General features: G+C 69.7%; 22 protein-coding genes and 1 pseudogene. 9 read left to right on the top strand and 14 right to left on the bottom strand.

Annotated features, from left to right (window positions below; genetic code table 11):
* Positions 1–5: 5 nt before the first annotated feature.
* Entirely contained in the window at positions 6–1,457 is a 1,452-nt protein-coding gene (locus VR45_RS49950; RefSeq protein ID WP_159394112.1) for a serine/threonine-protein kinase, read from the bottom strand.
* A 126-nt stretch (positions 1,458–1,583) separates the two neighbouring features.
* On the opposite strand from VR45_RS49950, the gene VR45_RS04680 reads away from it, so the two are divergent.
* Positions 1,584–2,729 carry a serine hydrolase domain-containing protein gene (locus VR45_RS04680; RefSeq protein WP_045938387.1) on the top strand — a complete coding sequence of 382 codons (1,146 nt, stop codon included), beginning with the start codon at positions 1,584–1,586 and terminating at the stop codon, positions 2,727–2,729.
* A 114-nt stretch (positions 2,730–2,843) separates the two neighbouring features.
* Here VR45_RS04680 and VR45_RS04675 read toward each other — a convergent pair whose 3' ends face one another.
* Positions 2,844–6,338, bottom strand: a complete 3,495-nt coding sequence (locus VR45_RS04675; protein WP_159394111.1) for an RICIN domain-containing protein — start codon at positions 6,336–6,338, stop codon at positions 2,844–2,846.
* Here VR45_RS04675 and VR45_RS49945 point away from each other — a divergent pair.
* Together VR45_RS49945 and VR45_RS46670 are read left to right on the top strand one after the other, a co-directional pair.
* Entirely contained in the window at positions 6,327–10,379 is a 4,053-nt protein-coding gene (locus VR45_RS49945) for a polymorphic toxin-type HINT domain-containing protein (RefSeq protein ID WP_159394110.1), read from the top strand. The two genes, VR45_RS04675 and VR45_RS49945, sit on opposite strands and share 12 nt — an antisense overlap.
* Positions 10,380–10,391: 12 nt before the next feature.
* Positions 10,392–10,940 (top strand): hypothetical protein, encoded by a 549-nt coding sequence (locus VR45_RS46670; RefSeq protein ID WP_159394109.1) that lies wholly within the window; start codon positions 10,392–10,394, stop codon positions 10,938–10,940.
* 200 nt (positions 10,941–11,140) lie between these two features.
* On the opposite strand, the gene VR45_RS04665 is transcribed toward VR45_RS46670, so the two are convergent.
* From VR45_RS04665 to VR45_RS48345, 3 genes are read right to left on the bottom strand one after another with little or no spacing between them, the layout of a single operon-like run.
* Positions 11,141–12,445 (bottom strand): site-specific integrase, encoded by a 1,305-nt coding sequence (locus tag VR45_RS04665; protein WP_045938385.1) that lies wholly within the window; start codon positions 12,443–12,445, stop codon positions 11,141–11,143.
* The gene (locus VR45_RS04660; RefSeq protein ID WP_078896235.1) at positions 12,445–12,609 is read right to left on the bottom strand and encodes a helix-turn-helix domain-containing protein; all 165 of its coding nucleotides are present in this window, start codon (positions 12,607–12,609) and stop codon (positions 12,445–12,447) included. The genes VR45_RS04665 and VR45_RS04660 overlap by 1 nt, the downstream gene beginning before the upstream one ends.
* On the bottom strand, positions 12,609–12,971 hold the full coding sequence (locus VR45_RS48345) for a hypothetical protein (RefSeq protein WP_234325830.1): 363 nt from the start codon (positions 12,969–12,971) through the stop codon (positions 12,609–12,611). Before VR45_RS48345 ends, VR45_RS04660 begins: the two co-directional genes overlap by 1 nt.
* Between VR45_RS48345 and VR45_RS50445 the strand changes: the two genes are divergently transcribed.
* Entirely contained in the window at positions 12,867–13,304 is a 438-nt protein-coding gene (locus VR45_RS50445) for a DUF3710 domain-containing protein (protein WP_353612663.1), read from the top strand. The two genes, VR45_RS48345 and VR45_RS50445, sit on opposite strands and share 105 nt — an antisense overlap.
* 176 nt (positions 13,305–13,480) lie before the next feature.
* Here VR45_RS50445 and VR45_RS04650 read toward each other — a convergent pair whose 3' ends face one another.
* Positions 13,481–14,887, bottom strand: coding sequence for an MFS transporter (locus VR45_RS04650; RefSeq protein ID WP_045938382.1), 1,407 nt, complete (start codon positions 14,885–14,887; stop codon positions 13,481–13,483).
* Between the two features lie 455 nt (positions 14,888–15,342).
* Here VR45_RS04650 and VR45_RS04645 point away from each other — a divergent pair, with 455 nt between their 5' ends.
* Entirely contained in the window at positions 15,343–16,119 is a 777-nt protein-coding gene (locus tag VR45_RS04645; protein ID WP_052708833.1) for a hypothetical protein, read from the top strand.
* Positions 16,116–17,528: a nucleotidyl transferase AbiEii/AbiGii toxin family protein gene (locus VR45_RS04640; protein WP_052708832.1), complete on the top strand. Its 1,413-nt coding sequence runs from the start codon at positions 16,116–16,118 to the stop codon at positions 17,526–17,528. The genes VR45_RS04645 and VR45_RS04640 overlap by 4 nt, the downstream gene beginning before the upstream one ends.
* Before the next feature lie 52 nt (positions 17,529–17,580).
* Here the strand turns inward: VR45_RS04640 and VR45_RS04635 are convergent, their stop codons facing one another.
* The 5 genes from VR45_RS04635 to VR45_RS04615 form a co-directional block, all read right to left on the bottom strand.
* Entirely contained in the window at positions 17,581–18,015 is a 435-nt protein-coding gene (locus VR45_RS04635) for a hypothetical protein (RefSeq protein ID WP_045938381.1), read from the bottom strand.
* A 32-nt stretch (positions 18,016–18,047) separates the two neighbouring features.
* The gene (locus VR45_RS04630) at positions 18,048–18,515 is read right to left on the bottom strand and encodes a hypothetical protein (protein ID WP_045938380.1); all 468 of its coding nucleotides are present in this window, start codon (positions 18,513–18,515) and stop codon (positions 18,048–18,050) included.
* A gap of 47 nt (positions 18,516–18,562) precedes the next feature.
* Complete coding sequence (locus VR45_RS04625; protein WP_045938379.1) at positions 18,563–19,372, bottom strand: alpha/beta hydrolase; 810 nt, start codon at positions 19,370–19,372, stop codon at positions 18,563–18,565.
* 62 nt (positions 19,373–19,434) lie between these two features.
* Positions 19,435–20,157: a hypothetical protein gene (locus VR45_RS04620; protein WP_045938378.1), complete on the bottom strand. Its 723-nt coding sequence runs from the start codon at positions 20,155–20,157 to the stop codon at positions 19,435–19,437.
* A gap of 20 nt (positions 20,158–20,177) precedes the next feature.
* On the bottom strand, positions 20,178–20,624 hold the full coding sequence (locus tag VR45_RS04615; RefSeq protein WP_078896228.1) for an ATP-binding protein: 447 nt from the start codon (positions 20,622–20,624) through the stop codon (positions 20,178–20,180).
* A 169-nt stretch (positions 20,625–20,793) separates the two neighbouring features.
* On the opposite strand from VR45_RS04615, the gene VR45_RS04610 reads away from it, so the two are divergent.
* Both VR45_RS04610 and VR45_RS04605 read left to right on the top strand, forming a co-directional pair.
* The gene (locus tag VR45_RS04610; protein ID WP_159394108.1) at positions 20,794–21,654 is read left to right on the top strand and encodes a helix-turn-helix transcriptional regulator; all 861 of its coding nucleotides are present in this window, start codon (positions 20,794–20,796) and stop codon (positions 21,652–21,654) included.
* Positions 21,651–21,884 (top strand): DUF397 domain-containing protein, encoded by a 234-nt coding sequence (locus VR45_RS04605; RefSeq protein WP_045938375.1) that lies wholly within the window; start codon positions 21,651–21,653, stop codon positions 21,882–21,884. The genes VR45_RS04610 and VR45_RS04605 overlap by 4 nt, the downstream gene beginning before the upstream one ends.
* 57 nt (positions 21,885–21,941) lie before the next feature.
* Here the strand turns inward: VR45_RS04605 and VR45_RS04600 are convergent, their stop codons facing one another.
* Positions 21,942–22,484, bottom strand: a complete 543-nt coding sequence (locus VR45_RS04600) for an NIPSNAP family protein (RefSeq protein WP_052708843.1) — start codon at positions 22,482–22,484, stop codon at positions 21,942–21,944.
* Positions 22,485–22,498: 14 nt separating this feature from the next.
* Complete coding sequence (locus VR45_RS04595) at positions 22,499–22,972, bottom strand: hypothetical protein (protein WP_045938373.1); 474 nt, start codon at positions 22,970–22,972, stop codon at positions 22,499–22,501.
* Between the two features lie 74 nt (positions 22,973–23,046).
* Here VR45_RS04595 and VR45_RS04590 point away from each other — a divergent pair, with 74 nt between their 5' ends.
* Entirely contained in the window at positions 23,047–23,994 is a 948-nt protein-coding gene (locus tag VR45_RS04590) for a YafY family protein (protein WP_045938372.1), read from the top strand.
* Between the two features lie 30 nt (positions 23,995–24,024).
* Here VR45_RS04590 and VR45_RS43265 read toward each other — a convergent pair.
* Positions 24,025–26,268, bottom strand: a pseudogene (locus VR45_RS43265) (hypothetical protein); the annotation flags it as partial.

Genomic DNA, 26,268 nt, shown 5'->3' with positions numbered 1-26,268 from the left:
TCCGCCTACGGCCTGCGGCGGCTGCCCGGGACGAACATCCAGAGCAGCCAGGCACCCGTGCCGAGCAGGAGCATGTTCACGGCGATCTGCCAGGGCAGTTCACCGAAGCCGGTGAACCAGCCGCCGAACTTGACCTCCAGCAGGGTGGCAGTGAGGTACCAGAGACCGAAGTCCCCGACGACGGCCACGACCCACACCACCACCGGGTGCCAACGCGGCCGGGGCACCGCGTTGGCCAGTGCCAACGCGCCGGTGATGGCCAACGCCAGCGGCGTGAAGCCCGTTAGGACGTGGTCGAGGTAGTTCCACGGCAGGAGCGTGCCGACCACCCAGATCAGCGTCAGACACCCGATGAAGCGCACCAGCACCGCCACCGCCGGATTCGCCCCGGACTGGTCCGGTGCCGGTGCCGGTACTGCTATCGGTGCTGCTATCGGCGCCGCCGTGGGGCTCCCCCACCCCGCCGCCACCGGATCCTGCCAACCCCCGTGCGGGAACTCGCCCGACGGTCGGGCCGACGCCAGCGGCCCGGGGCCGACCTGCGGCGGGATCCGCACCGGCCCCAGCGGCACACCCCCGGACATCACCGGCGGCGGCCCGAACGCCCCGAACCCCGGGGCCGCACCCGCACCGGCCCCCGCCCGGGCCACCGCCTCCAGCGCCGCCAACGCCTGCTCCGCCGACGGCCGCGCCGCCGGATCCTTCGCCAACAGCGCGCCCAGCAAGGGCGCCAACGCCCCCGCCCGCACCGCCGGACGCGGCTCCTTGGTCACCACCGCCACACACAGCGCGCCGAAGGTGTCCCCACTGAACGGCGTCTCGCCCTCCACCGCCGAGTACAGCGTCGCGCCCAGCGCCCACAGGTCATTGGCGGGAGCCGCGGGCCGGCCCTCCAACTGCTCCGGTGCCATGTACGCGGGCGTCCCGATGACCGCCCCGGTCCGGGTGAGCGCCGTGGTGGCGTCCGCCATGTGCGCGATCCCGAAGTCGGTGAGGATCACCCGCTCACCCATCAGCAGCACATTGTCCGGCTTGAGATCCCGGTGCACGATGCCCGCACCGTGCGCCTGCCGGAGCGCCTTCAGCATCGCCACCCCGAGCTCCGCGACCCGCGCCACCGGCAGCGCGCCGCCCCGGGCGACGGCCGCCGCGAGCGACTCCCCGTCGACGAACTCCATCACGATCACCGGAGCACCCTCGTACTCCGCCACATCGTGCACGGTGATGATCCCGGGATGGTTCAACCGCGCGGCGGCCCGCGCCTCCCGCAGCACCCGCTGCACGAGCTGCTCGCGTTCCGCCTCCGTGACGCCCTGCGGCAGCAGCACCTCCTTCACCGCGACATCCCGGCCCAAGGTGGTGTCCCACCCCCGCCAGACCCGCCCCATGCCACCCTGGCCGATCAGCTCCACGAGCTGGTACCGGCCCCCGACCACTGCCCCGTTCACCGCTGCCACGCGCCAAACCCTAGCGGCCGGACCACCCACCACTACTGCCGGATCATCAAATCGTTTCCCCCACCGCCCGACCTGCGCCTACCGTTGGCGCGCCAACAATCGTGTACCCGGGAGACGGAACCACCCATGCACCAGCGCCACGACCACCACGGCTGGGCCGACGAGGGCTACGGCGCGGTCGCCGACGCCTTCGCCCGCAACTACGCCGACTTCCCCGAGCTGGGCTCGGCCGTCACCGTCCACGTGGGCGGCCGGAAGGTGGTCGAACTGTGGGGCGGAATCGCCGACGAACGCACCGGCGGGCCCTGGCAGTCCGACACCCTGGTCCCGGTCTTCTCCTGCGCCAAGGCCCTGGTCTCCCTCTCCGCCCACCTGCTCGCCCAGCAGGGCCGGCTCGACCTGGACGCGCCGATCGCCACCTACTGGCCGGAGTTCGCGCGCCACGGCAAGGAGGCGATCACCACCCGCATGGTGCTCTCCCACCGGGCCGGCATCCCCGTCCTCGACGCCTCCCCGACCTTCGAGGAGATCGCCGCCTGGACCCCGGTCGTCCGCGCCATCGAGGAACAGCGCCCCCTCTGGGAACCGGACACCACCCACGAGTACCACGGCCACGTCTTCGGCTTCGCGATCGGCGAGGTGATCCGCCGCATCACCGGCCTCACCCCGGGCGCCTGGTTCCGCACCACCCTCGCCGAACCCCTCGGCCTGGACGCCCACCTGGGCCTCCCCGCCACCGAACTCCCCCGCCTGGCCCGCCTCGCCGAGGCCGACGGCCGCCGCCCGATGCCCGGCCCCGAGCACCTGCTCACCCGCATCGTCACCATGAACGGCGCCCTGGTCTTCCCCGGCCTCGACGAACCGCACGGCTGGAACGACCCCGCCCTGCACACCGTCGAACTCCCCGGCGCGGGCGCCGTCGCCACCGCCACCGGCCTCTCCGCCACCCTCGCCGCCGCCGTCACCGGCCTCGACGGCACCCCACCCCTCCTCACCCCCGCCACCATCGCCGACGCCACCCGCGAACTCACCTCCGGCCCCGGCCACCTCGGCTTCGACATGGGCGCCCGCTGGGGCTCCGGCTTCCTCCTCCCCTCCCCCACCTTCCGCCCCATGCTCACCCCCACCAGCTTCGGCAACGACGGCGCCGGCGGCCAATTCACCTTCGCCGACCCCACCACCACCCACACCTTCGCCTACACCACCAACCGCATGATCGGCCACGCCGACCCCCGCGCCAACAACCTCGCGGCGGCCCTGCCGGCCACCTGACCGACGGGCAACACGAAGCCCGCCCGTTCGCCCCACCGGTCGGTGGCGCGAACGGGCGGGCAGAGTTGTGGAAGGTGGCGGTCGGCTACTGCCCCCCGTCACCGCGAGCCAGTGTCAGGGCGTCCGCTCGGGGACGAGCGTCCACTGCTGGTTGTCCTGCAGCCCGGGGCACTCGTAGATGTCGAGCCGGGTACCGGGCTCGGTCACCCAGCCGGGGAGTTCCAGGCAGCGCCCCGCCGGGTGGTCGCCGTCGACGGTGGCGGGCAGGAACAGCCGGCCGTCGGGGCGCATCGCCCACTTCTGGCCCTTGCCGTCCTCGCACCGGGCGAGGACAACCGGCGTCCCGTCACCGAGGCCACCGTCCTTGGTCGAGAGGCAGTAGCCGCCCGCCCGCACGGTGCCGTCGGTGGCAAGGTTGAACCGCTGACTCGCGGTCTCCCAGCAGCCCCACAGCGCGACGGTGGCCCCGTCGTGCGGGCCGCCCTCGGCGTCGACGCAGCGCGAGCTCACCCGGTTGGAACGAATGGAGACCGCGGCGTTCGCGTGCCCGAGATACTGAAGGGGGTTGAAGCCGTCGACCTTGTTCCTGGTGCCGTCACTGCTGCGGCCCGGGTAGACCGTGATGACCTTGTTGTTGTCGATGGCCCAGACATCGGGGAAGCCGTCGTTGTTGAGGTCTCCCGCACCCACCTGCGGCTGCGCCGCGGTGGTCCAGTCGGCCCCGGAGAGGATGAGGAAGCCGGCGTCCGGACGGGTCAGGGAGGAGTAGTCGACCGATCCGTCGGCGTTCCAGCCGAGCGCGTAGGAGTAGATGTTGCCGTTGGTGCGGTGACGGGCCCAGACGGTGGTCTGGTTGACCGGGGTAGTTGTGCCGGGCTGGGTGCTGGCGCCGTTGGCGGCTCCTGGGCTGAGAAGTTCGTAGTCCGCCCAACTACCGCTCGTCGTGGGGATATGGGTTGCGGACGCGAACTTGCCAGCAAGGCCATTGGCCTGGAAGAGGTAGAGACGGTCGTGCTCCACACTGAGCACGGAGGTCTGGCTCATGATGATGATGCGCGCGGGATCCGCCGGACTTCCTCCGACGGCCTCACCCTCGGGGGTACCGATAGCAGCGACCTGGGAGACACTGCTCCAGCCACTCGCATTGTAGTCCGCGCAGGCTGCGCCGGTGCCGACTGTGCTGCAGGTGGCGGGACGGGCCAAGGCGCCAGCCTTCAACTGGTCGTAGCGTCCCGTCCCGTCGTTCTTGACCAGATAGAGCGCGTCCTTGAGTTCACTTGGAGTGTCTTTGGTGTAGTGCGCGACGATCTGGTCGACAGACTGGCCGGAGGCGAGTGTCCCGTGGTGGCTGATCTGGAAGTCCGACCAGGACGTGCCGAATTCCGCGCTGCCCGGCGCCGCAGCTGCGGGGGCTGAAACAGAGTTGACCGGATCGGCAGTGCCACCGATGATTCGCAGGTCACCCTTGGCATCCGTTGCGACGATGTCGGGCTTCTGGTCGTTGTCGATGTCTCCGAACAGAGGTTGGGTTCCGGGCTTCCAGGGCGCATAGAAGCTGTACCAAGCGGGTTGACTGTAGTTGCCGGCATTGTCCATCGCCCACGCGTAGACGATGTTGGTCCCCCAGTTGCGCGGAGTGAACGGGACCTGGGCATCTGGGGCGTACGTTCCAGGCTGACCGCACGTCCAACCGACGACCGGAGTGGGGTCAGCGCTGAAGCGGACGCAGGCGATCCCGGATGCCTGCAAGCCGTTGCCGGGAGCCGGGTCTTCCGCATTGACGGAGAAGAAGCCGCTGTCACCGGCGTATCGGGCGGGGTGGTCGTTGGGAGTGCCGGAGGGCGGGAAGTCTGTGGAACCAATACTCAGCCGGGGATTGGTCCGGTCGACGCGGAAGTAGCACCAGGCACTGTTCGGCGACGTGAGGATGGTGTCCGTCGCCCGGGCCAACCAGCCGTACTGGTGACCGTCGGACAGCGAGCCGACACTCAGCGACGGCCCGGGATTGTTCTGCGACCCACCCCAGCTCCCCTGCTCAATACGGAAATTGGGGTCATTGTCGTCCCACATGGTGTAGCCGGTGTAGACGTTCTGGCCGGCAGGGGACCAACTGTTCACCGTCAGATAGAGGTTCAGGTTGTTCCCGACCCAACCGGGGTTGTCCCAGGGGTTGGCACCACCGCTGGTGCACTCGGCCGTGCTGTTGCTGCTCGCGAAGCCGGGCGCCGGACTGGTGCGCGGGTACCAGACGGCGGGAGTGATGTCGTAGGTAGTGGTGATGCTCGGGTTGCTGGCGATGGCGTGGCGGTAGAGCTTCTCCCACTCGGTGGCCGTCGGGGCGATGCCGATGGTCCAGGTGCTCCAGGTGCCGGCCGCGGCCTGCTTCATGACGTCGGTGACGTCGACAGCCAGGGGGCCGGTGCCGGTGATCTTCTGACCGCCGACGTAGGAGCAGCCCTCCATCACCACGTTGCCGTTGGTGCCGCAGGGCTGGTTGTTCCAGGTGGTGGGCTCGCCGATTCCCCTAGGTGCCCAGTAGACACCGAGGTCGGTCGGGGTGCCGGGGCTGGAGGCGCCGCTGACCTGCCCGTTGAGGGTCGAGGTGAAGAGGGTGGGCGGGTACTCGGCACCGGGGACCTTGGTGTGGATCGCCGGGTTGACCTTGAACTGGAAGTAGGCCCGCTCGCGGCCCTGGACCTTGCAGTCCAGCGCGGGGTCACTGCTGCGGTAGCCGCAGAAGCCGGTGGAGAGGTTGGACTTCTTGTTGTAGTTGGCGACGTCCTTGTAGTTCTCCTGGACCTGGACCGAACCCTCGACGGAACTGGTGACCGCGGTGAGGGTCGGGTCCAGGTACCAGGGACCGGCTCCGGAGCCCAGTGCGTCCTGATCCGGAGTCAGCTCGATGGCACCGCCGGAGACCCGGCTGCCGATCGCGGCGACCTTGGCCCCGTCCCCGGGCGCTTCGGCCGTGGACCGGATCCCGTCGGCGGGCTGTGGCTCGTTCGCGGCTGCCACCGCGGAGGAGGCGAATGCCGCCTTGACCGGCGCCGTGGTGCCGGAGCCGGCAGCGGGGCGGGAGGAGTCCCACTGGAGCGGTGCCGGCGAGCGGAATCGCAGCGCGCCCTTGTCGTCCTTGACGTCGATGCCCCCACGCTCGTCGGAGGTGACCGTCAGCCCCTGCGCGGTGAGCGGGAACCGCAGGGTCTTCAGCGCGGGGTTCTCGGCCGCCTGGGCCGTGTGGACCACGATCACGTCGCGCCAGCCACCGACCGGCAGCGCCGTGAGCTGGAGGTCGACGTCGGGAAGGACGTTCGGGTAGGTGGCGGTCGCGCCGTCCAGCGTGGGCCGGGGCAACGGGAACGGGGCGTCGACGGCGAGCTTCTTGCCGTCAGCGGTCGAAACGGTCGCCATCGGTCCGCCGCCACCACCGGAGAACGCCACCGGGAGGCTCGCCACGGCCGGCCCGACGGTGCCGTCCGCGTTCGGTCGCAACGCGGCGTCCAGGTCGACCCACGCGCCGTCGTGCTTGGTGCGGACGGGCTGCGCGTTGTCCGTGGTCGTCAGCGTTCCGGCCGGGTTCGCGACCGTTCGCGAGGCTTGGTCGGTCATCGCTTCGACGACAACCGGCTTAGCGGTGGAGCGGGCCTTCGCGACGGCGTCGAGCATCGCCTGCTGGACGGGCGTCCGCTGTGGCGAGGTGGCCGGGGGAACGAGCGGCGGCACGCCGCCCGCCGGTCCGTGGGAGGCCGGCCGAGGCGCATCGGCGGCGAAGGAGACTGGCGCCGTCAGCAGGCCGAGACCGAACAGGCAGCTCGTGCCGAGGGCGGTCAGACGCAGCAGACCTCCTCCACCCGGTATGTGGGTGGCGCCGACGGGGCTGCCTACACCAAGAGCGTCACCGGCTACGACATCGCCTACCGCGCCGTCGGCACCGCGGTCACCATCCCGAAGGTGGACGGCGTCGAAGCCGCATTGGCCGGGACGTACACCACCACCAGCTCGTACAGTCCCGTTCTCGGCGTACTGGACGACTTCGGGATCTCCGCCGCAGGCGGGCTGCCTGCCGAGACCGTCAGCTACAGCCGGACCATGACAGGTCTGCTCGGCTTCTCCAAGAGTCTCGGCAAGGACGTTGTGGCGAAGGTCCGCTACGACGCCCTTGCCAGGCCGTACGAGACGACGGTCGGTGAGACTGGCAAGCAGGTCATCTCCCGTCAGCAGTACGACTGGTCGACCGGCCGGCTGATCAACAACTACATCGGCTCCAACGCCAGTACCGTCGAGATCGACAAGACCAGCTACACCTACACACCGTCCGGTCGGATCACCTCGATCGCGGATGTACAGAACGCGAGGGCCCGCGACAACCAGTGCTTCACCTACGACCACCTCGGACGTCTGACCCGGGCATGGACGGACACCGCAGGCGTCCACACCACCGCCGACTGGACCGATTCCTCGGGTGAGAAGCACGGCAGCGGCAGCTCGTCGATCGTCGCGGGCACCGGCGGCTGCGACAACGCCAACGGCCCGGCCACTACGGCGAACGGCTCCAACACTGTTGGCGGTCCGGCACCGTACTGGCAGGACTACAGCTACGATGCCAGCGGCAACCGGACCGCCCTCGTCCAGCACGGCTCCACGTCACCCGCCCCGCTGGACCCGGCCCGGATCACCCAGGTCGCGAGCGCGGCGGACGGCGACCGGACATGGTCGGTCGCCCTTTCGAACGGCAGTCTCTGGCTCGGTGCGCAGGCGGCCGACGGGTCCTGGTCGCAGTTCACCGACCTGATGGCCGAAGCCGGCTCCCTGCCGGCCGTCACCGCGGTCTCCGTCGCGGTGAGCGACGGCCGGCTGCAGGTCATGGCGGTCGCCGGCGGCAAGATCTGGCACACCGTCCGGGGTGACACGGGTTGGCAGAAATGGGGCGATGTCTACGGCGCCGTCGGATCCCTCTCCCAGCCCAGCCAGATCGCCCTTTCCGCGACCGCCTCGGGGCTCGAGGTCCTGACCTTCGCGGCCGGCAGGCTGTGGCACACCGTCCGCCGACCGGACGGAGACTGGCAGGCCCAGGGCTGGGGTGACGTCTACGGCGCCGTCGGCACCCTGAGTTCGCCCACCCAGCTGGCGGCGGCGGCCACCACCTCCGGCTTGGAAATCGCTGTGGGCGCGGGCGGCAGGCTGTGGCACACCGTCCGCCGGCCGGACGGGAACTGGCAGGTACAGGGCTGGGGCGACGTCTACGGCGCCACCGGGGAGCTGTCCGAGGCCCAGACCGGCCAGGGCCAGCTGGCACTCGCCAACACCGACGACGGTCTCCAGGTCGTCGCTCTCGCCCAGGGCAGGCCCCGCCACGTCATTCGCAACAGCACGGGTGAATGGTCCAGTTGGGGGGACGTCACCGGCGCCGCCGGCCAGCTCGATCCGGTCAGCAGCGTCAGCGCAGCCGGGCTGGGCGCCGACCTCAAGGTCATCGCCGCCGGCTCGGGCAAGGTCAACCTGACTGTTCGCAACGGTGCAACCAAGTACTGGTCGTTCTGGTCTGCCGTCCCGGCCTTCGTGACGGTCAACGGCAACACCACCCAGACCTTCGGAGCCGCCAGGAGCACCAACACCCCCACCCACGCGCCCAACACCGGCGGCGGAACTGGCGGGCCGCACGCCTTGCTCAACTCCACCACGGTCACGCCCAGCGGGACCAAGGCCGTCAGCTACCAATACGACGCCAGGGGCAACACCACCGCCATCACCGACACCGGCGGCACCACCAACCTGACCTGGAACGGAGAAGACAAGCTCAGCTCCGTCACCAGGACCGGCCAGGCCGGCGCCACCAGTTACCTCTACGACGCCGACGGCAACCAACTGATCCGTCGCAACCCCGGCAAGATCACGCTCAACCTGCCCACGGACGAGGTCACCCTCGACACCGCCACCGGTGCAATGAGCAACGTCCGCACCGTCGGTGGAGGCGGCGGCCTCACCTACACCCGTGTTACAGCCTCCATCGGCGGTGGCACGGCAGTCATCCAGGCCGCCGACCCGCATGGCACCAACGGCGTGCAGATCGCCATGGACGGCCCCCAGTCGGTCACCCGACGCCCGACCGACCCCTTCGGCAACCCGCGAGGAGTCCAGCCCAATGCTTTCGCCTGGGCCGGAACCAAGGGCTTCGTCGGCGGAAGCAAGGACGACACAACCGGCTTCACCAACCTGGGAGCCCGCCAGTACGACCCGAGCACCGGCCGCTTCATCAGCCCGGACCCGATCCTCGACCCGACCAACCCACAGCAGTGGAACGGCTACGCGTACAGCGAGAACGACCCGATCAACCTGAGCGACCCCAGCGGTTACAAGTCCGAGGAATGCGGGACGCTGTACGACTGTGGGTCGGCGGGCACGATCACCATGAAGAACACCGCCGAGACCACATCAACCTACGTGGCCGAGAATGCCCAGATTCGGAACTACGAGGCGACCCTTTCAGCGACTCTGGGCCCCGTTGCACAGCGCAACTGGATCCGCGAACAGACCAGCAAGAACAACGCCTCGATGTACGGCTGGGGCAACGGCGTCAAGAAGAAGTCCACATTCGAGAAGCTCGGAGATCTTAGCGACGGTCTCAGCCTTGTCGGTGGCGGCGTCGTCGCCGACGTCCTCGCGGCCGGTTCCCACCTCGGCAGGCAGCAGTGGGGGGAATTCGGCTGGGACGTCGTCGGAGCCATCCCCGCTGCTGGTGACTGGGCCAAGGCAGCCCACCTCAAGAACAAGGCCGACGAGCTGGCCAGTGCCGCCATCGCATGCGAGCGGCACAGCTTCCCCCCTGGCACGCTCGTCCTGATGGCGGACGGCACCACTCTCCCCATCGAGGACGTGAAGCCCGGCGATGCCGTCACGTCGACCGACCCCCAAACCGGTGAGACGGCTTCCAAGCCGGTCACCGCAAAGATCGTCACCCCCGACGACGCCGAGTTCACCGAACTCACCGTCACCGACGCCAGCGCGTCGACGACCATCACCTCCACCTCCCACCACCCCTACTGGGACGAGACCGCCCAACGCTGGATCCCGGCAGCGGAACTCCAGCCGGGCCACCACCTCACCACCCCCGACCACACTCCCCTGACCGTCCTCTCCAGTCACACCTACACCACCACCCCCCAACGCGCGGACGACCTCACCGTCGACGACCTCCACACGTACTATGTGCTCGCAGGGGCGACTCCGGTCCTCGTTCATAATTCGAATAGCGAATCCTGCCCGATCGTATTCGCAGTAAATTCCGCCGGCGAGGCGACAGCCCTGCCAGTGCACGAGATTGACTCATCAGCGCACGCACCGCAGGCAGAGAACTTCCTGCGGGCAGTAGCGGACGGGGCGCCGGCAATTGTGACGAAGAGAAGTGGAGGAGAAGCAGCGGCCAGGGCAGCACGCCGCCAGGCGCAGGCGCACGCACCTCGCCCTCGGCGGTTTGCAGGGAACGCAACCTGGGAGGAGTATCCTTTCGCTTCAACAGTTGAGGGAGGACAGGGTGCGACGCTGACCCTTTCCCCAGGATCGATCAACTCCAGCCATGGAAACTCACTGAAAAACTTCTACCGAGACGCCAATATTAGCCCCGGAGATCAGTTTGCGGTCAGGGTTCGCTAAGGAGGAAATAGAGTGCTAGAAAATCTGCTCACGGCACTTTGGCGCGAAGTCGAACTACTCGACCTTCCTGTCGCTACTGATAGAGCGCCTGGGGTTGCGGCCAGAATCCTGGAAAACTACTTCAGTAAGTCAGTGCCACCAGAGGTTGCCGGGTGGTTTGGTGCATGCAACGGCATTATTCACCGACCCGGACAGACTCAAAACGATGCCGCTCTAATTCCCGGATACGAGCCGCTTTCAATTGAAGATTCAGCCTCAATCATGGCCGAGCACCCGCACGAGAGCATTCTGCTTTCCGATTTCTACCCACTCCTGGCGTCTGGTGGAGGTGACTTCTATGCAGCCTCATGCGACCAAGATGCCGGACTTTCCTATGTTGTGAGCGTAGTAGTTGGTGAAGAATCAAGAATTGCCTACCGGAGCATCACCCAGATGGTCGAAGGCTTCGTCCAATGCTACCGGGACGGGGTATTCTTTCTTGACAGCGAGAGAGTGCTCCAGGCCGACGATGAAGCATGGATTCAACGAGAGCGAGCAGCTATCGGCGATTCTCTGCCGTAATCTTCAACGGCACGTATTCCTTTAGAGAAACATCGAGATTGGCGAGAGGATTAACGAAGCGCGCGTCGTCGCTACCGATCAATGACGCACACAATCGTTGGCTTCACGATATTTGGGATCGTCGTTTCCTAAGAATCTAAGTGGCCCCACCGGATCAATTCTGGTGGGGCCACTTGATCGTTTGACGTCACCTGTTGACGTCACCGAGTGGAGACCAAGATCCCACCTCCCGGCGGATCGTCACCGTCGTTGCGAACGGCGGGACCGGTCTTGGCGTTGCCCAGGGCGTTGCCGAGGAGGTCGATGGCGTTGCGTTGGATGCGGAGTCGGACGTGGGTGTAGACGGTGGCGGTGACGCCGATGTGGGCGTGACCCAACAGCTCCTTGATGACGACGAGTTCGATGCCCTGGTCCAGGAGCAGGGTGGCGGTGGTGTGTCGGAGGTCGTGGAAGCGGATCCGGCGAAGGCCGGCTTGGTGGAGCAGAGTGGCGAAGCGTCGGTTGAGGGTGCTGGGTTCGACCGGGAGCGTGGTGTTGGGCGCGGTGAAGATGTAGCCGTGGGGGTTCCAGCGCAGTCCCGCGGTCTCGTGCTCGGCCTGCTGGTCGACGCGGTGCTCTTGAAGGGCTTGGATGCAGGCGACGGGTAGGGCGATGCGTCGTTCGGAGGCTTGGGTTTTGGTGGGGAACAGCACGAGGCCGTTGTCGCTGGTGCGTTGGAGTGAGCGTCGGATCACGGCTGTGCCGGCGTTGAGGTCGATGTCCTCCCAGGTGAGGCCGAGGAGTTCGCCCCGCCGGAGGCCGGTGTGGAGGGCGAGGTGCACCACGGAGTGGAGCGGGTGGTCTGGGGCGGCATCAAGCAGTTGGCGGGCCTCTTCTGCGGTCAGTGGCTCGAACCGTCGCGGTCGGGGTGTGCCGAGGCGAACGTTGCGGGCGACGTTGCGTGGGATCTCCTCTTCCTGGACGGCGTGCTCCAGGGCGGTCTTGAGTACGGTGTGGATGTAGGTGAGCGTGAGCGCGCTCAGCACCCGTCGGCAGCAGTCACCCACAGCGCAGCATCGTTGTTTCGCCGCGGGCCGCTGGTGGTCGGTGCGGCGGGCGCAGCACTGGCAGCGGGTGCGTAGGCCGTCGAGCCAGGTGCGGATGTCCCTGGCGGTGAGCTTGGAGAGCTTCTTCGCACCGAGGCCGGGGATGATGTACAGGCGGGCGACGGCGGCGTAGCGGGTATGCGTGGTCTCGCGCACGCGGTGCACCGCGACGGTCTCAAGCCAGTACGTCATCCAGTTGCCGACGGTGCCTTGCGCATGGACGACCGGAACGCCGCGGTTGCTCGCGGCCTTGGCGTCGGTGAGCTTGTCCATGGCCTGCTGGCGGGTCCTGCCGTAGACGTGGAGGCGCTGTCGGTTGCCGTTGGCGGCCAGGACGTAGGCGGCGGCTTCCCATCGGCCGTCCTTGCGTTGGAACACGGTTCCTTCGCCATTGGCGCGGTTCTTCTTCTGGGCTGTCATCAGGCTGCCTCCTCCAGTCGGGAGGCCACGAACGAGCGGTACGAGCCGTACGGGATGCGGCGGGCCCGGCCGATGGTGATTGAACGCAGCCGGTTGGTACGGATCAGGTCGTAGACCGCCGAGCGGCCGAGCCGCAGCCGGGCCATGACCTCGGGGACGGTCATCAGGTCGTCGTCGGACACGGCTCGCCTCCCGCTCGTTCGAGGGCCTGGTCGAGGGCGGCGCGCCAGCGGACGCGTTCGGCGACGGCGCGCAGGAGGCGGGTGGCGAGGGGCGCCATGTCGGGGTCGCCGGGCCGGACCGGTTCCCAGAGGTAGCGGTGGGGTTCGGTGCGGGCGGCGGTGTCGCCGAGGACGTCGAGGACCCAGGCCCGGCGTTCGGCGCGGTGGTCTGCGAGCGTCTTGCCGGCGGTGGTCTCAGGATCCCCCGAGAGCCGGGCCGCAAGATCCAGCTGAACGAGGGCAAAGGGTCCTCGGACCTGCTGGAAGCTGTCGTCCTTCGGAGAGCGACGGGGATACAGCTCCAAGCCTTCCACGCGCCCCAGGACGGTGCGTGGGCCAGGGCACACGAGATCCTCGCGCGGCGGGTTCGCGACCTGGGGGGTGAGGTCCGGGAGTGGGCCGGTCGCGCCGGTGTCGAACTCAGGTGTGACGGCCCGGGCTGGCTGCTGAGCGCGACTGTCACCGGCGAGGGAACCAACCCGGGGAACCAGGACGAGTGGGTCTGTTCGTACGTCGAGCGCGTCGTGGTGGTTCCCTTGTTCCAGCCCACTCCGTCCCTCCAGCTGTCGGCGACCGACTTCGGTTCCGGACGCCCCTCGGAGGACGGTCGGCCCATTCGGTTGCGCATGCCTGACTGACGTGCCGGCGGATGTTGTCGTGTCAGCCGGCCAGGGTGAGTTCATGCGCCTGATTCCCTCCGGGCTGCCGTCACTCGGACATGAGTGACGGCAGCCCGGACAGCGTCCCTGGGAACCGCACGTCGGCGGACGAGGGCCCTCACCTCACGCGAGGGCCCCGCCCGAGGGCCCGGACGTCAGCGCACGGACTGCGCCACGCGCTGCGCCGGGACGCCCTTCCGTGCACCCGTCGCGCCGGCGGCGGCCGTCGGCTCGGCCGCGGCCGGGGCCGCGCCCAGGGCGGTGCCGCGGGTCTCCTCGGCCCACAGCACGCACACCAGCAGACCGAGGGCCGTCGTCCCGGCCGCGATCAGCATCGTCGGCCCGGTGCCGAGCCCGGTCAGGGACAGCGGCAGCAGGTAGGTGCCGACGGCCGCGCCGATCCGGCTCACCGAGGTGGCGACGCCGACGGCGGTGGCCCGGATCTCGGTGGGGAACAGCTCGTTGGGATAGGTCCAGTCGAGCACGTTCGGTCCGCCGCACAGGAAGGCGTAGGCGCACAGCGCGGTGAGCGCGACGGCGGCGGGGGCGGTGGGCCACACCCCGAGCAGGGCGAGCGGGACGGTCATCAGGGCGAACGACCAGATGATCACCGGCCTTCGGCCCCGGGTGTCGATCAGGCGCAGCGCCGGGTAGCAGCCGAGCAGGAAGACAAGGCTGATCAGGCCGGTGCCCAGGGTGTCCATCACTGTGCCGCCCGGCATGCCGAAGGACGAGAGGATCTGCGGGCCGAAGGTGAGCATCGCGAAGAGCGGGCCGACCTGGCAGAGGAAGAACAGGCCGCAGAACAGGGTGCGGCGCCGGTAGGGCGGGGTCATCAGCAGGCGCAGGCCGCCGGGCCCGGCGGCCTGCTCGGGGTCGGGCATCAGCTCCCGACCGTCGACCCGCACGCCGAGGTGCTTCTCGACCACGCGCACGGCGTCACCGACCCGCCCGTTGGCGGCCAGCCAGCGCGGGGACTCCGGCGAGCCGCGGCGGATCACCAGGAAGACGACGCACAGCACGGTGGAGCTGGCCAGCATCCAGCGCCAGCTGCCGGGACCGGCGAGGCGCAGGAAGGCGTAGCCCGTCACGTAGGCGAGGACGGAACCGGCGTACCAGGCGACGATCTGCTGACCGAGCAGCCGCCCGCGGTGCTTGGCCGGCAGCCACTCGGCGAGCAGCGAGGTCGCGATGGGGTAGTCGGCGGCCACGGCCATGCCGAGCACGAAGCGCAGCAGGGCGATCGCCCACACCGTGTCCACCCAGAAGGAGAGCACCGAGCAGGCGACCATGACGAGCAGGTCGGCGGTGTACATCACCTCCCGGCCGATGCGGTCGGTCAGCACGCCGAAGAGCGCGCCTCCGACGAACATGCCGACCAGCGCGGCGGCGCCGATCAGGCTGACCTCGGCGGTGGAGAGGCCGAGTTCGGGGCGCATCCCGATGAGGGCGACGCCGACGATGCTCAGGATGTAGCCGTCGAGCAGCGGCCCACCGGAGCAGGCCAGGGCCAGTCTGCGGTGGAAGGCGGTATACGGGGCGTTGTCGATGGTGCTGGACATGGGTCTTCGGGTCCTCCGGAGCGCACGGTGTGCTCCCGCACGGTGTGCGCCGGGTAGACGGCAGGGATCGGCACCGCCCGGCGGGTGGTGCCGTCGCCCGGTGTGAGCAGGCGACCGTCCACGGTTGCCCGGGCAGGGAGGGGGCGCCACCGGGCCGAAGGTCAGGCGAATTCGTGACCAAGGTCCGAAGCGGACGGGCCCTCCGCCCGTGCCGCCGCGGCCCCCGTCCAGTCCTGCCGGGCCCGGGACCGCCTCGCCCCGCCCCGCCGCCTCACAGGTGACCCTCCTCACTCGGGAGCACCTTCCGGGGCCTTTGCGGGCCTTTCCGTCCGTCCGTGCGCGGGGGTGTGCACGCGGCGCGACGGGGTCGAGCGGGCCGGCCCGGGTCCGGCGGGTCTGGCTCTCGCCAGGCCCCGGCGGGGGTGTTGTCACAGGGGACTGCCAGCATTCTGCCCATGCTCGCCACCTGTCCTGACCAGCGCCGTAACGACCCGTCGGACCTGCCCGGCCTGCGGGGTGAGTTCGAGGTGCACCTGACCGTGGGGCCGGGCGCCGCCGAGGCGCTGGCCGCGTGGGCCGCCGACCACGGCCTGAAGTTCACCCACATCCTGCTGGCCCGGGGCACGATGCCCTCCCAGCCGATGCTCACCCTGCGCGCCCGCGGCACGCTGGAGGAGACGGCTGCGGCGACCGCCCGCACCGCCGAGCGGCTGGCACGGGCCGGGTTCGCCGTCCTGCGCACCAAGATCGAGGCCACGCCGTGGGCCGAGGGCGTCCCCGCTACGGACGGCGACGCCGCGGCGCACGGGACGCACCGGTACTTCGAACACCACCTCAAGCTGTGCCTGCCGCCCGCGACACCCGTCGGCCCGGCCTCTGCCGACAGCCCCGCTCACACCGCCCTGGCCGCCCTCGCCGTGCGGCACGGCGCCCACCTCTCGCACAACCCGCGCCGCACGCGCGAGGACGGCCACCGCGAATGGTTCGTCACCCAGCGGTGCCGCCACGTCGGCCTGGCCACCGCCGGCCGGCGCCTGGACGCGCTGCTCGCGGACCTCGCCACCGCCGGGCACCGGGTGCTGTCGGCGGAACGCGAGTTCGTCGCCGTCGACAGCGACGAGGCCCTGGACGCGGGCTGGATCACCGAGCACGACCACCCGGCCGGGCCCCGCGAAGCAGCGACCGAACCAGCAGAAGCAGCAGAAGCAGCACGAGAAGGAGGTCCGCGATGACCGACGACCAGTCCGCGCCGTCCGCCCAGTGGGCAGAGTTGGAGTACGGGCCCTGGCAGGGCGTGCGGCTGCCCCGCAAGCCCCCGAGCGAGGAGGTCCGCGAAGACCTCGACCTGCCCCGCAGCATCCACCCCATCGACGACAAGGCGGTCACCCAGCAACCCGTCTTCGACCCCGCCCTCGCCGGGTACAGCCGGGCCCTGCGCCCGAGCGAACCCGCCTTCACCCACCCGGAGCTCGCCCGGCGCTGGCTCGCCGCCCGCAGGACCGCCCTCGACACGGTGCTGTCCGCCGTCGCCGCCTCCCCGTGGGCCGAGCATCTGGTGCTGCGCGGAAGCGTCCTGCTGCGCGCCTGGTACGGCGAGCTGGCCCGCGAGCCCGGGGACCTGGACTTCGTGGTCCGCCCCGTCGACTGGCAGCTGGAGGACCCCCGCACCGACCGCATGCTGAACGAACTCGCCACCGCCGCCGACCACCTCTCCACAACAGGCGGCGACGAGCAGCGTACAGGGGTGCGCCTGCACGCCGACCAGGCGCTCAGCGACGAGATCTGGACCTACAGCCGCATCCCCGGCCGCCGGCTCGTCCTGCCCTGGACGGCGCCCGGCGTGCCGGGCGGCACTGTCCAGCTCGACTTCGTCTTCACCGAGCACCTGCCCGTCGAACCGCAGTCCTACCGACTCCCCGGCGTCACCGGCCCGCTGCTCACCGCGACGCCCCAGCTCTCGCTGGCCTGGAAGATCCTCTGGCTGGTCTCCGACAACCACCCCCAGGGCAAGGACCTCTACGACGCCGTCCTGCTCTCCCGCACCGCCGAGGTGCCCTACGACCTGCTGCGCGCCGTCTTCGCCCAGGCCGACGAGGGCTCCTGGTGGTCCCGGTCACCGGTGCTGCCGCACCACATCGGCGAACTCGAGGTCGACTGGGACGAGTTCGCAAAGGACCACCCGCAGTTCGCCGAGCCGGTCGAGGAGTACCCGGCGCAGCTGCTCGCCGCCCTCGGCACCACCTTCGCCGGACGCACCGAGTACGCGCTGCGCGCCCACTGGCTGGCACCGCTGATCGGTGAACTGCGGCCGGTACTGGCGGAGGAGGGCGTGGACGCCGTCCTGCGGCACACCTCCGCGCAGCACATGGGGACCGTCGACTCCCTGGTGCTCGTCTGCGAGCTGCTCGGCCGCGACCTCGACGCCGCCCGGAGGGCGTGCGCGGGCTCGCGGACGCCGCCGAGCGCTTCGCCGCCCAACGCGCCGCCGACTGACTCCTGCCCGGCAACGCCTCGACCATCCGTCACCTCTCGTGACCGGTGCCCGGCGACGCGCCCTACAGGTGTCCCTTCCCCGGGTCTCGGTCCGGGGAAGGGACATCGATCCTTTTGGCGCCGTCCCCTCCGGGATACCTGTTCTTGACACCCCGGGTCAGATTGGACGGGCGGCCTCGGCTGCCGCAAGGGGTCAATTTTCACGAAGCGGCGACACGCTGCTCCTCCGCTCCCGAGCCGCCGTCAGCATCGATGCGTTCGACCTCCCCGTACCGGGCGTAGCGCTTGTCCGGGGAGCCGTCCCGGAAGACGAGCCAGGCCCAGGTGGGAGAGTCGAACTCCATGACCGTCTGGATGAAGGTGCCGGCCAGGGGGTCCGCACTGTCCTGCACGAACAGGCGCTCCACGCGCCTGTCCAGCCCGCGCATGTAGGGCGCGCCGGGGTCCTCGTCCGCCTTCCGCTCCCAGGTCGCCGCCATCGGCGGGGATTGGAGCAGCAGGCTCTCGCCGACGTCGATCGCTCGCCATTGTGCGGCGAGGGGAAGGTTCCAGATCGACAGTCCCAGCAGGACGATCAGGAGCGACCCGATGGCGGCGATCCGACCTCGGCGGGATTTCGGCGCAGTCAATTTCATGTCGGATCCATCGGGAGAGGAGTTCGGGAGGGTCAACCTCGGGCAGGTGGAACCTTCCGTAGCAGGTCTCCCCCGGCGCAGGATTGGTCCTCGTCCTCGACCAGGCAGAGATTGATGCCGGCGGTGTCCTTCGCGATCTTCGCCAGGACGGAGCAGGCGAGCGCTTCGGCTCTGCTGCTGGGGCGCAGGTCGATGGCCGAGCCCTGTGGGTCGCTCGTCCGCGCCACGCTGGTGTGGTCGCCCAACAGGAGCCACTTGCCGCCGGAGAGGGCTTGGTCGCATCCATCCTGGACCGCGACGACCTCTGGGAGTTTCTCCGCGCGAAAGGTGTCTCCCGGCTCGATCACGAGTCGCGCGCCCTTCGGGTTGCTCCATGTCCCGACGATGTCGTTCTGGGAGGCTTCGAAGGACGGGCCTCCGGCCGAGCAGCCGCTCGCCAGCAGTGCCGAGATCGCGAGTGCGCAGGAAGAACGTATGGACAGGACAGACCGCACCGCCATGCTTCCCCCCTCCGGTCGGCCTGTGAAGCCTATCCGGGTGGGGTGTTTCAGTTCAGGGCATGCGGCAGGGTGGTGCGGACCCAGCGTTCGGGTTCGGAGAGGTGGGGGGTGTGGCCGGCGTGAGGGTAGACGTGGCGTTCGGGTTTGGGGAGGGAGAGGTCGATCAGGTCGAGGATTTCGCCGTACATGGGGGCGCTGTCGTCGCTCTGGGTGAGGAGGACGCGTTCGGTGAAGCGGTTGAGGGCGGTGAGGTCGAGGTCGAGGGCGTCCGGGTCGCGGAGTTCGTCGAGGTAGGTCGGGGCGTTGCGGATGTAGGTGTGGCGGACGGGGGCGGGGAGTTGTTCCCAGGCGCCCGGGCCGAAGGCGATGGTGTTGGCGTAGAGCTCGGCCGCGGCCGCTGATTCGGCCTGTTCGAGGAGTTCGCGGACCGCCGAGATGCGTTCGGCGAAGGCGACGCCGAGGGGGCGGAGTTCCGGGTCGGCGAGGAGGGTGCCGGTCGCGGGTGGTTCGTGGACGGTCACGCCGCGCAGCAGGTCCGGGCGGGCTGCGGCGAGGCGGAGGGCGATCAGGCCGCCGTAGGAGTCGCCGCAGACGTAGGCGGGTGCCAGGCCGAGTCCGATGATCAGGCCGGCGAGGTCGGCGGCGTCCTCGTAGACGGAACCCTGGGTGAGCAGGTCCTCGCTGCGGCTGTGCCCGCGCCGGTCGTAGGAGACGACGGTGGTCTCCTCCGCGAGCCCCGGCAGTACCCGCACCCAGCTGTCGGCATCCGTCCAGGAGCCGTGCACCAGCACCACCCCCGGTCCGGCGCCCCGGGTCTCGTAGTACAGCGACACGCCGTTCACCCTGATCTCGGCCATCGAGAGCCTCCCGACCTCGGTCGTGCACCCTCCAGCCTGACACAGAAGGGGAGGGAGGGGGATCAGATCAGGGGTGGGAAGAGGCCGCGGTCCCAGTGACCGAGCCAGGAGGCGGTCACGGAGGGGAGCGGCAGGTCGGCGGTCGACTCGTCGTACGGGAGGACGGCGGTCGGTGCGAGCCACCCCTCGCCCGGGTCGATGCGGATCCGGAGGACGTGGACGGGACGGCGGAGAGTGACGAACATGCGCAGGTCGGCCGTGGTCGGGGTGTGGGTCTCGTAGTTGTGGTGGACGGTTCGGCAGATGGACTTGATGTCGGTGTCGGCGAGGAGGAGGTACCGGCTGCCCGGCCCGAGGTTCACGCAGAGCCTGCGGCGCGCGGTTTCGCGGTACGGGTACGGGAGCGCCTGGTGGTTGTCGACATGCAGCCCCAGGTGGAGTCCGGTGGCTGGGTCGGTGTGGGTCGAGGCGAGGCCGGGTCGGTCGGTGGTCTCACCGAGGGTGACCGGGAAGGCGTCGCCGAGCATCTCGACCAGGGCGGTGGCGGTGGGGACGTCGAAGACGGTGTCCGGTACGCGGAAGAGTTCGACGAGCCCGCTGTCCCGGGTGAAGATGCTCGGCGCGAACCGCTCCGGATGCCCGTCCGGGAGCGGTTCCCAGACCTCGTCCGGGACGGCGACGGTGGTCTCGTACCCCGGCTGGAGGGTGCGGCGGCGGACGCCCGCGATCTCGCAGCGCGCGTGCAGGCGGGCGGGGTCCTGGAAGGCGATGGCGGCGGGGTGCATGGGGTCGGATCCTTGGGAGTTCAACCGGCGAGCGGTGGTGGTGGGGTGGCGGCGGGGTCGAGCAACATCCGGACCCAGACCCGTTTTCCGGCCCCCTTGCGGGTGACGACCCCGAAGTCGAAGGCGAGTTGGCGGACGAGGTCGATGCCCCGCCCGCATTCGCTGAAGCGGCGCGGTGCGCGGGGGTGGAGCGGGAGGTCGTGCCGGGGGTCCCATACTTCGAGCCGGCAGTCGCCGTCGAACTCCTGGAGGTGGAGCCGGACTTCGCCCTGGCCGGAACAGGCGTGGACGACGGCGTTGGTGACCAGTTCGGAGGCGATGAGGACGAGGTCGTCGACCCGTTCGCCGGACCACCCCCAGGCGGTCAGTTGGTCACGGATCTGGCGCCGGGCGGTTCGCACCGAGGTGCTGTGATCGACAAGTTGGGCCTCCCAAGTACGGAGGACGGGTCTACTCAAAGTGGACATGGCGAGGCCGCCTTCAGGAGCGTGTCCAGTCGGTCACTTTGAGTGTGGATCCTCGCGAATCGAAAGCGCAACAGAACGCCGTAGAAAATCGGTGGATCTTGAAAGCAGCTTGAGCACCGACCGCGCCTGGGGCAAGACTGGGCCTCAACATCCGATGGGAGGGACCCACTTGACCACCGACCTCTCCACGATCCGGCAGATCAGACTCGGCGACGAACTGCGAGCCCTGCGGCTGGAGCAGAACAAGAAACTCCTGGAGGTCACGAGCGGTCTGGAGGGTTGGAGCGCCGCCCGCCTGAGCAAGATGGAGCGTGCCGAGCAACCCGTCGGCCCCAAGGACCTCGCGACGCTCCTCGACTACTACGGAGTGACCGGCGCGGACCGGGAGTACTTCGAAAACCTGCTGGGCAGTGGCCCGACGCGGCAGTGGTGGCGGAACCTCGACTACGCCGAGGCGATCACGCCGGCCTTCGCGGAGTACTTGGCCCTCGAAGCCGAGGCGTCGCACATGCTGAACTACTTCCCTGCGGGATTCCCGGGCCTGGTACAGACCGAGGGGTACGCCAAGGAGATGATCGCCGCCGGGCTCGACTCCCCCAACGAGGAGCGCGTCGAGGCCGGGGCCGAGGTCCGGATCCTTCGCCAGCGTCGTCTCACCGAGAGGCCCACACTCACCCTTGAGGCCTACTTCGGTGAGGTCGCACTGCTGATCGCCGGGGACGAGAGCATCATGGTCGAACAGCTCCGGCACGCCATCAAGGTCGCCCAATTCCCCAATGTGACTCTGCGCATGGTGCCTTTGAGTGCCGGACGACCTGGCATCCTGTCCTCCGGTCTCACGCTCCTGCGGTTCCCCGACGATACCGAAAATGGCTTCGTATTCATCGAGGCCGTCGGCGGTATGCTCCCGCGTAGGACGGGACGCGACGTACGCCGGGCCGAGCGCGCCATCAGCCGTGTCAAGCAGAACTCGTTGTCCCCGGAGGACACCATCGCCGCCCTTGAACGTAAGTTGGAAGAGCTGACGTGAGCGAGAAGCACAACCCCTACGACCACGATCCCGCTGATGCACGCTGGGTGAAGTCCCCGTTCTCCGGCGACGGCAACGGCGACTGCGTGATCGTCGCTCGCTTCCCCAACGGGGACGTCTGGGTCGGCGACGACAAGAACCCCGATCGCCCGCACCTCGCGTTCGACCGTGCCGAGTGGGCCGCCTTCGTCAAGGCGATCGAGGCGCAGGCCCCCAACTTCACGGTCTGACGAAGCGACACACGACGGAGTGAGAAGTCGGATCCACCGACTTCTCACTCCGTCGTCTCATACCCGCGCCAGGCGCAACTGCTCCGACCGCCACGGAGGCGGCTCCGCAGGCCCGTTGAACCACACCCGGACGTCCTCGCCCTCGCGGACGGGGAGGGCCGGGAAGTCGTTCGGCGCGTGCTCGGTGCGGTGGACGGCGTGGGACGGCCCCAGATGCCGGGCGGCGTACGCATCGAAAGCGGCCGCGTCCGGGGGGTGGCAAACGGTGGCGAGCACTTCCACATCCGTAGGAACAAAGCCCGGGCCGCGCAGCAGGAACACGTCGTCGCTGTCGAGCATGGTCGCGTTCGCCGCCTCGCGGTGCCGCCGCCACACCGGGCCGCCGTAGAACGCCTCCAGGGAGCGCCGGCGGCTCGCCATGTCGGGGAACGAGCGCAGCCAGACGAAGCGGTCCGGGTCGTCCAGGTCGCGGAACCGGCCGCCCACCGCGATCCCGGCCGCCTCCTGCCCGGTCACGAACTCCCGCTCGAACAGCTCGATCAGGGTGTCCCGCGCGCCCGGGTGCAGGGTGTAGCGGCGGAGTTCAACGATCTGCGACAAAACGAGCGGCGCGCTCACAGGCCGCCCACCGCCGGGCCGGTGCGGGTGAAGTCCATGACCCAGTTGAGCTCCCACGTCGTCCCTCCGTCCAGCGAGAACTCCTGCTCCCACCGCGCCGCGTCCGGGCCGAGCCGGTGCCAGGTGAAGTGCACCCGGATCGGCCGGCCCTCGTACGTGTCCTCGCCGTAGAAGTCGCCCCGGTCCCCGGCGAAGCCGCCGACCACGGGCGGGTCGAGCCGACCCGTGCGGCTGTCGGACCAGTAGATCGACCACTGCTCGCGCTCGCGGTCGAACAGCCGCAGGGTCGCGCCGCTGCGGCCCAGCGTGGGGAAGGTGAGCTCCTCGATGTTCCCCGCTCCCCCGAACAGCGAACGGACCACCGTGCGCCCCGGGAACTCGGCCCACTCCCCCGAGGCGGGGTCGAGCGGGGTGGTGAGACGGCGGTTGGCCACGTCCCAGCTGCCGTGGAAGAAGTCGAAATCGTTCATGCGCCGCAGGTTATGGACATTCCACTGACATCCTCTGTCAGTGGAAACGTGCCGAGTCGCGGATACTCGACGCCATGCGCGCGAGCCGACTCGTCACCCTGCTGCTCCTGCTCCAGAACCGGGGCCGGATGACCGCCCGGCAGCTCGCCGAGGAGCTGGAGGTCTCCGTCCGGACCGTCTACCGGGACGTCGACGCCCTCGCCGCCGCCGGGATCCCGCTGTACGGGGACGCCGGGCACGCGGGCGGCTACCGGCTGCTCGACGGCTACCGGACCCGCCTCACCGGGCTCACCGGGGACGAGGCGCAGGCGGCCTTCCTCACCGCGCTGCCCGAGGCCGCCGCCCAACTCGGGCTCGGGGAGGCCCTCGCGACCGCTCGGCTGAAGCTGGACGCGGCGCTCCCCGCAGCCCTCCGCGAACACGCCGGGCGGATCCGGCAGCGCTTCCTGCTCGACGCGCCCGGCTGGTACGGCGACGCCGACCGCGCGCCGCACCCGCACCTCGGGGCCGTCGCCACCGCCGTGTGGGAGCGGCGGGCGGTGCTGCTGCGCTACCGGCGCTGGCGGGCGCCGGAGGAGATCGAGCGGCGGGTCGAACCGTACGGGCTGGTGCTGAAGGCCGGGCGCTGGTACCTGGTCGCGGGCGGGGCGTCGGGGCTGCGGACGTACCGCGTCGACCAGATCCTCGGCCTGCGCCTGCTGGAGGAGGAACCAGTCACCACGCCGCCCGCCGGGTTCGACCTCGCCGCCCACTGGCGCGCGTACGTGGCCGACTTCCGCGCCCGGCTGCACACCGGGGAGGCACTCGTCCGGGTGACGGCGGAGGGCGCGCGACGCCTCGGCCTCACACTTTCGGGTGGTGATGAATGGACGGAGGCCCGGGTGCCGATCGAGTCGGTCGAGCACGCGCACGGGGAGTTCCTCCGCCTGGGCGCGGATGTCGAGGTGCTGGCGCCGACGGAGCTGCGGGAACGCATCGCCGCCACCGTCCAAAAGCTCGCTGCCCGCTACGACGCGTCGTAGCGGGCAGCGGGACTTATCTTTCGGCGGGAATCACCCCTCGGTGATCTCCAGCGTGAGCGGTCCGCCCGGGACGGGCTGCCCGCCCGGGGTGCCGTAGCCGGTGCTCAGCCAGCTGGCGTCGCTGACCTCGAAACCGACGGTATAGGTGCCCACCGCGATCCCGTACGGGACGGGGACGAAAAGCATGGCCTTCCCGTCCGGGCCGACGGTCGTGCCACTGAAATTCTGACCCACGACCTTGCCCGTGCTGTCGTACAGGTAGCACCAGTACCCGTTGACCGGGGCGACGGGAGCGACCACCTGCGCGTACACCACGACGGAACGGTTGAACGCCTGGCTCTGCGGGATGCTGGTGACGTTCAGCGCCGCCGAAGTCACCGTCGGCGGCGTGGTGTTCGCGACGGCCCGGACCTGCACGCCGATGCCCGGCGCGGAGAAGTCCGAACCGTAGAGGGCCACGTTCCCGGCGCCGTCCGTGATGGCCGCCCCGGTGAGGGCACAGCCGGACGGCGAACCGTTGTTGGACTGGCCGAGCGCGGCCGGGACGGAGTAACTGCCGTCCGGCTCCACGGTCGGGATCGTCGACGAGGCGCCGCACGGGCCGGTCCAGAACAACTGGATCGAGCGGACGCCCCCATGTGCGCCCCAGACGTTCATCGACACCTTGAACGAGGCGGGTCCCTTCCAGGTGTTGAGCTCGTTCGGCGTCGCGGTGAACCCGCCGGCCTGGACGGTCCCGTTGGACGTGACGGTGATCAGCGGGGCGTTGAGCCCGTGGAAGGACTTGGACTGGCCCGCGTTGTTGGTGAGCGTCACCGCGGAGACGCTCCACGTCCCGGCCGGTGCCGTGGAGGGGATCAGCACCGAGACCGAGCACGTCGGGTAGTTGGCGTCGTGCTGGCAGGTCGAGTAGAGCTGCCCGTTGTAGGTGGAGTTCTCGAACGACCCGGTGAGCGTGGCCCCGCCGGGTCCGACCAGCTGCAGCGTGCCCTTCCAGAAGCCAGACTGCTGCTCCTGGATGCCGATGTCGTAGCGCACGTAGGCGTTGTTTCCCGTGAACACGTAGGCGGGGCGCCCGGTGTAGACGGTCGACACGGTCGGCTGGAGCGCCGTCGTCGTCGAGACCTGCGAGGCAGCGGTGAGGACGTTACCGAAGCCGCCGAGGGCGGATCCGGCCAGCACCTGGCGCTGCTGGGTCTGGTCGTGGATCGTCACCAGCGAGACCGCCCACTTCGCGGTGGCGGCGCCCGCGTACCGCGGTACGGCGAAGCGGTACGAGTAGGTGGCGCTCGCCGCGTCGCCGGAGACGAAGTCGGCCCCGTAGCCGCTGCTTCCCTGGAGGAAGGAGACCACGCGGCTCTGGCCGACGTAGGTGTCGGGCGCGTCGCCCTGCTGGCGGATGATGATCGTGCCGCCGTTCTGGCGGGCGTCCGGGTCGGAGGCGGTCACGGTCCAGGTGAGGGTGACCGCGGCCGTCCCGGTGGAGGCGTCGACGGTCGGCTGGGAGAAGCTCAGGGCGGACAGACCCAGCCGGTCGCCGGCGCTGAAGTAGCCGAAGACGTCCGCGACGACGTCGGTGGAGCCGACGTGGTTGTAGAACGCCACCTTGCCGTCCGCACCGACCGGCACCGTGACCAGGTTCGGCACCGTCTGACCCGCCGAGAAGTTCAGGTTCGACGCGGAAGGAACGTTCCTGCCGCTCGGGTAGACGGAGACGAAGCTCTCGGCGGTCGGCTCGGTGACCGTGACGTTGAGAACGACGGCGGTGACGCTCCGGGACGGGATCTCCGAGACCCCGGCGACCTGCAGTCCGATGCTGGCGTTGTCACCCACCTGGGCCTTCACCCCGCCGGTGCCGGTGCCGTCACGGGTGTCCAGCAGTCGCTTCGGCGTCCCCAGCGTCCGGAACACGCCGCCGGTCCGGGGCTCGCCGGAGACGTAGTAGCCGGCGAGGTCGGCGACGACGTCGGTGGAGCCGACGTGGTTGTAGAACGCCACCTTGCCGTCCGCACCGACCGGCACCGTGACCAGGTTCGGCACCGTCTGACCGGGCGAGAAGTTCAGGTTGGAAGCCGAGGGGACGGCGTTGCCGCTCGGGTAGACCGTCAGGAAGCTCTCGCCGGTAGGCCCGGTGACCGTGACGTTGAGGACCACGGCGGTGACGTTCCGGGCCGGAACACCCGCGACACCCGAGACCTTCAGCCCGATGCTCGCGTCCTCCCCCACCTGGGCCCGCACGCCGCCGGTGCCGATGCCCTCACGGGTGTCCAGCAG

The sequence above is a fragment of the Streptomyces sp. NRRL S-495 genome, from assembly GCF_000966955.1.
Lineage (GTDB): Bacteria > Actinomycetota > Actinomycetes > Streptomycetales > Streptomycetaceae > Kitasatospora > Kitasatospora purpeofusca.
Note: the sequence above shows the minus strand (reverse complement) of the source record. Positions and strands in the feature narration are given on the sequence as shown.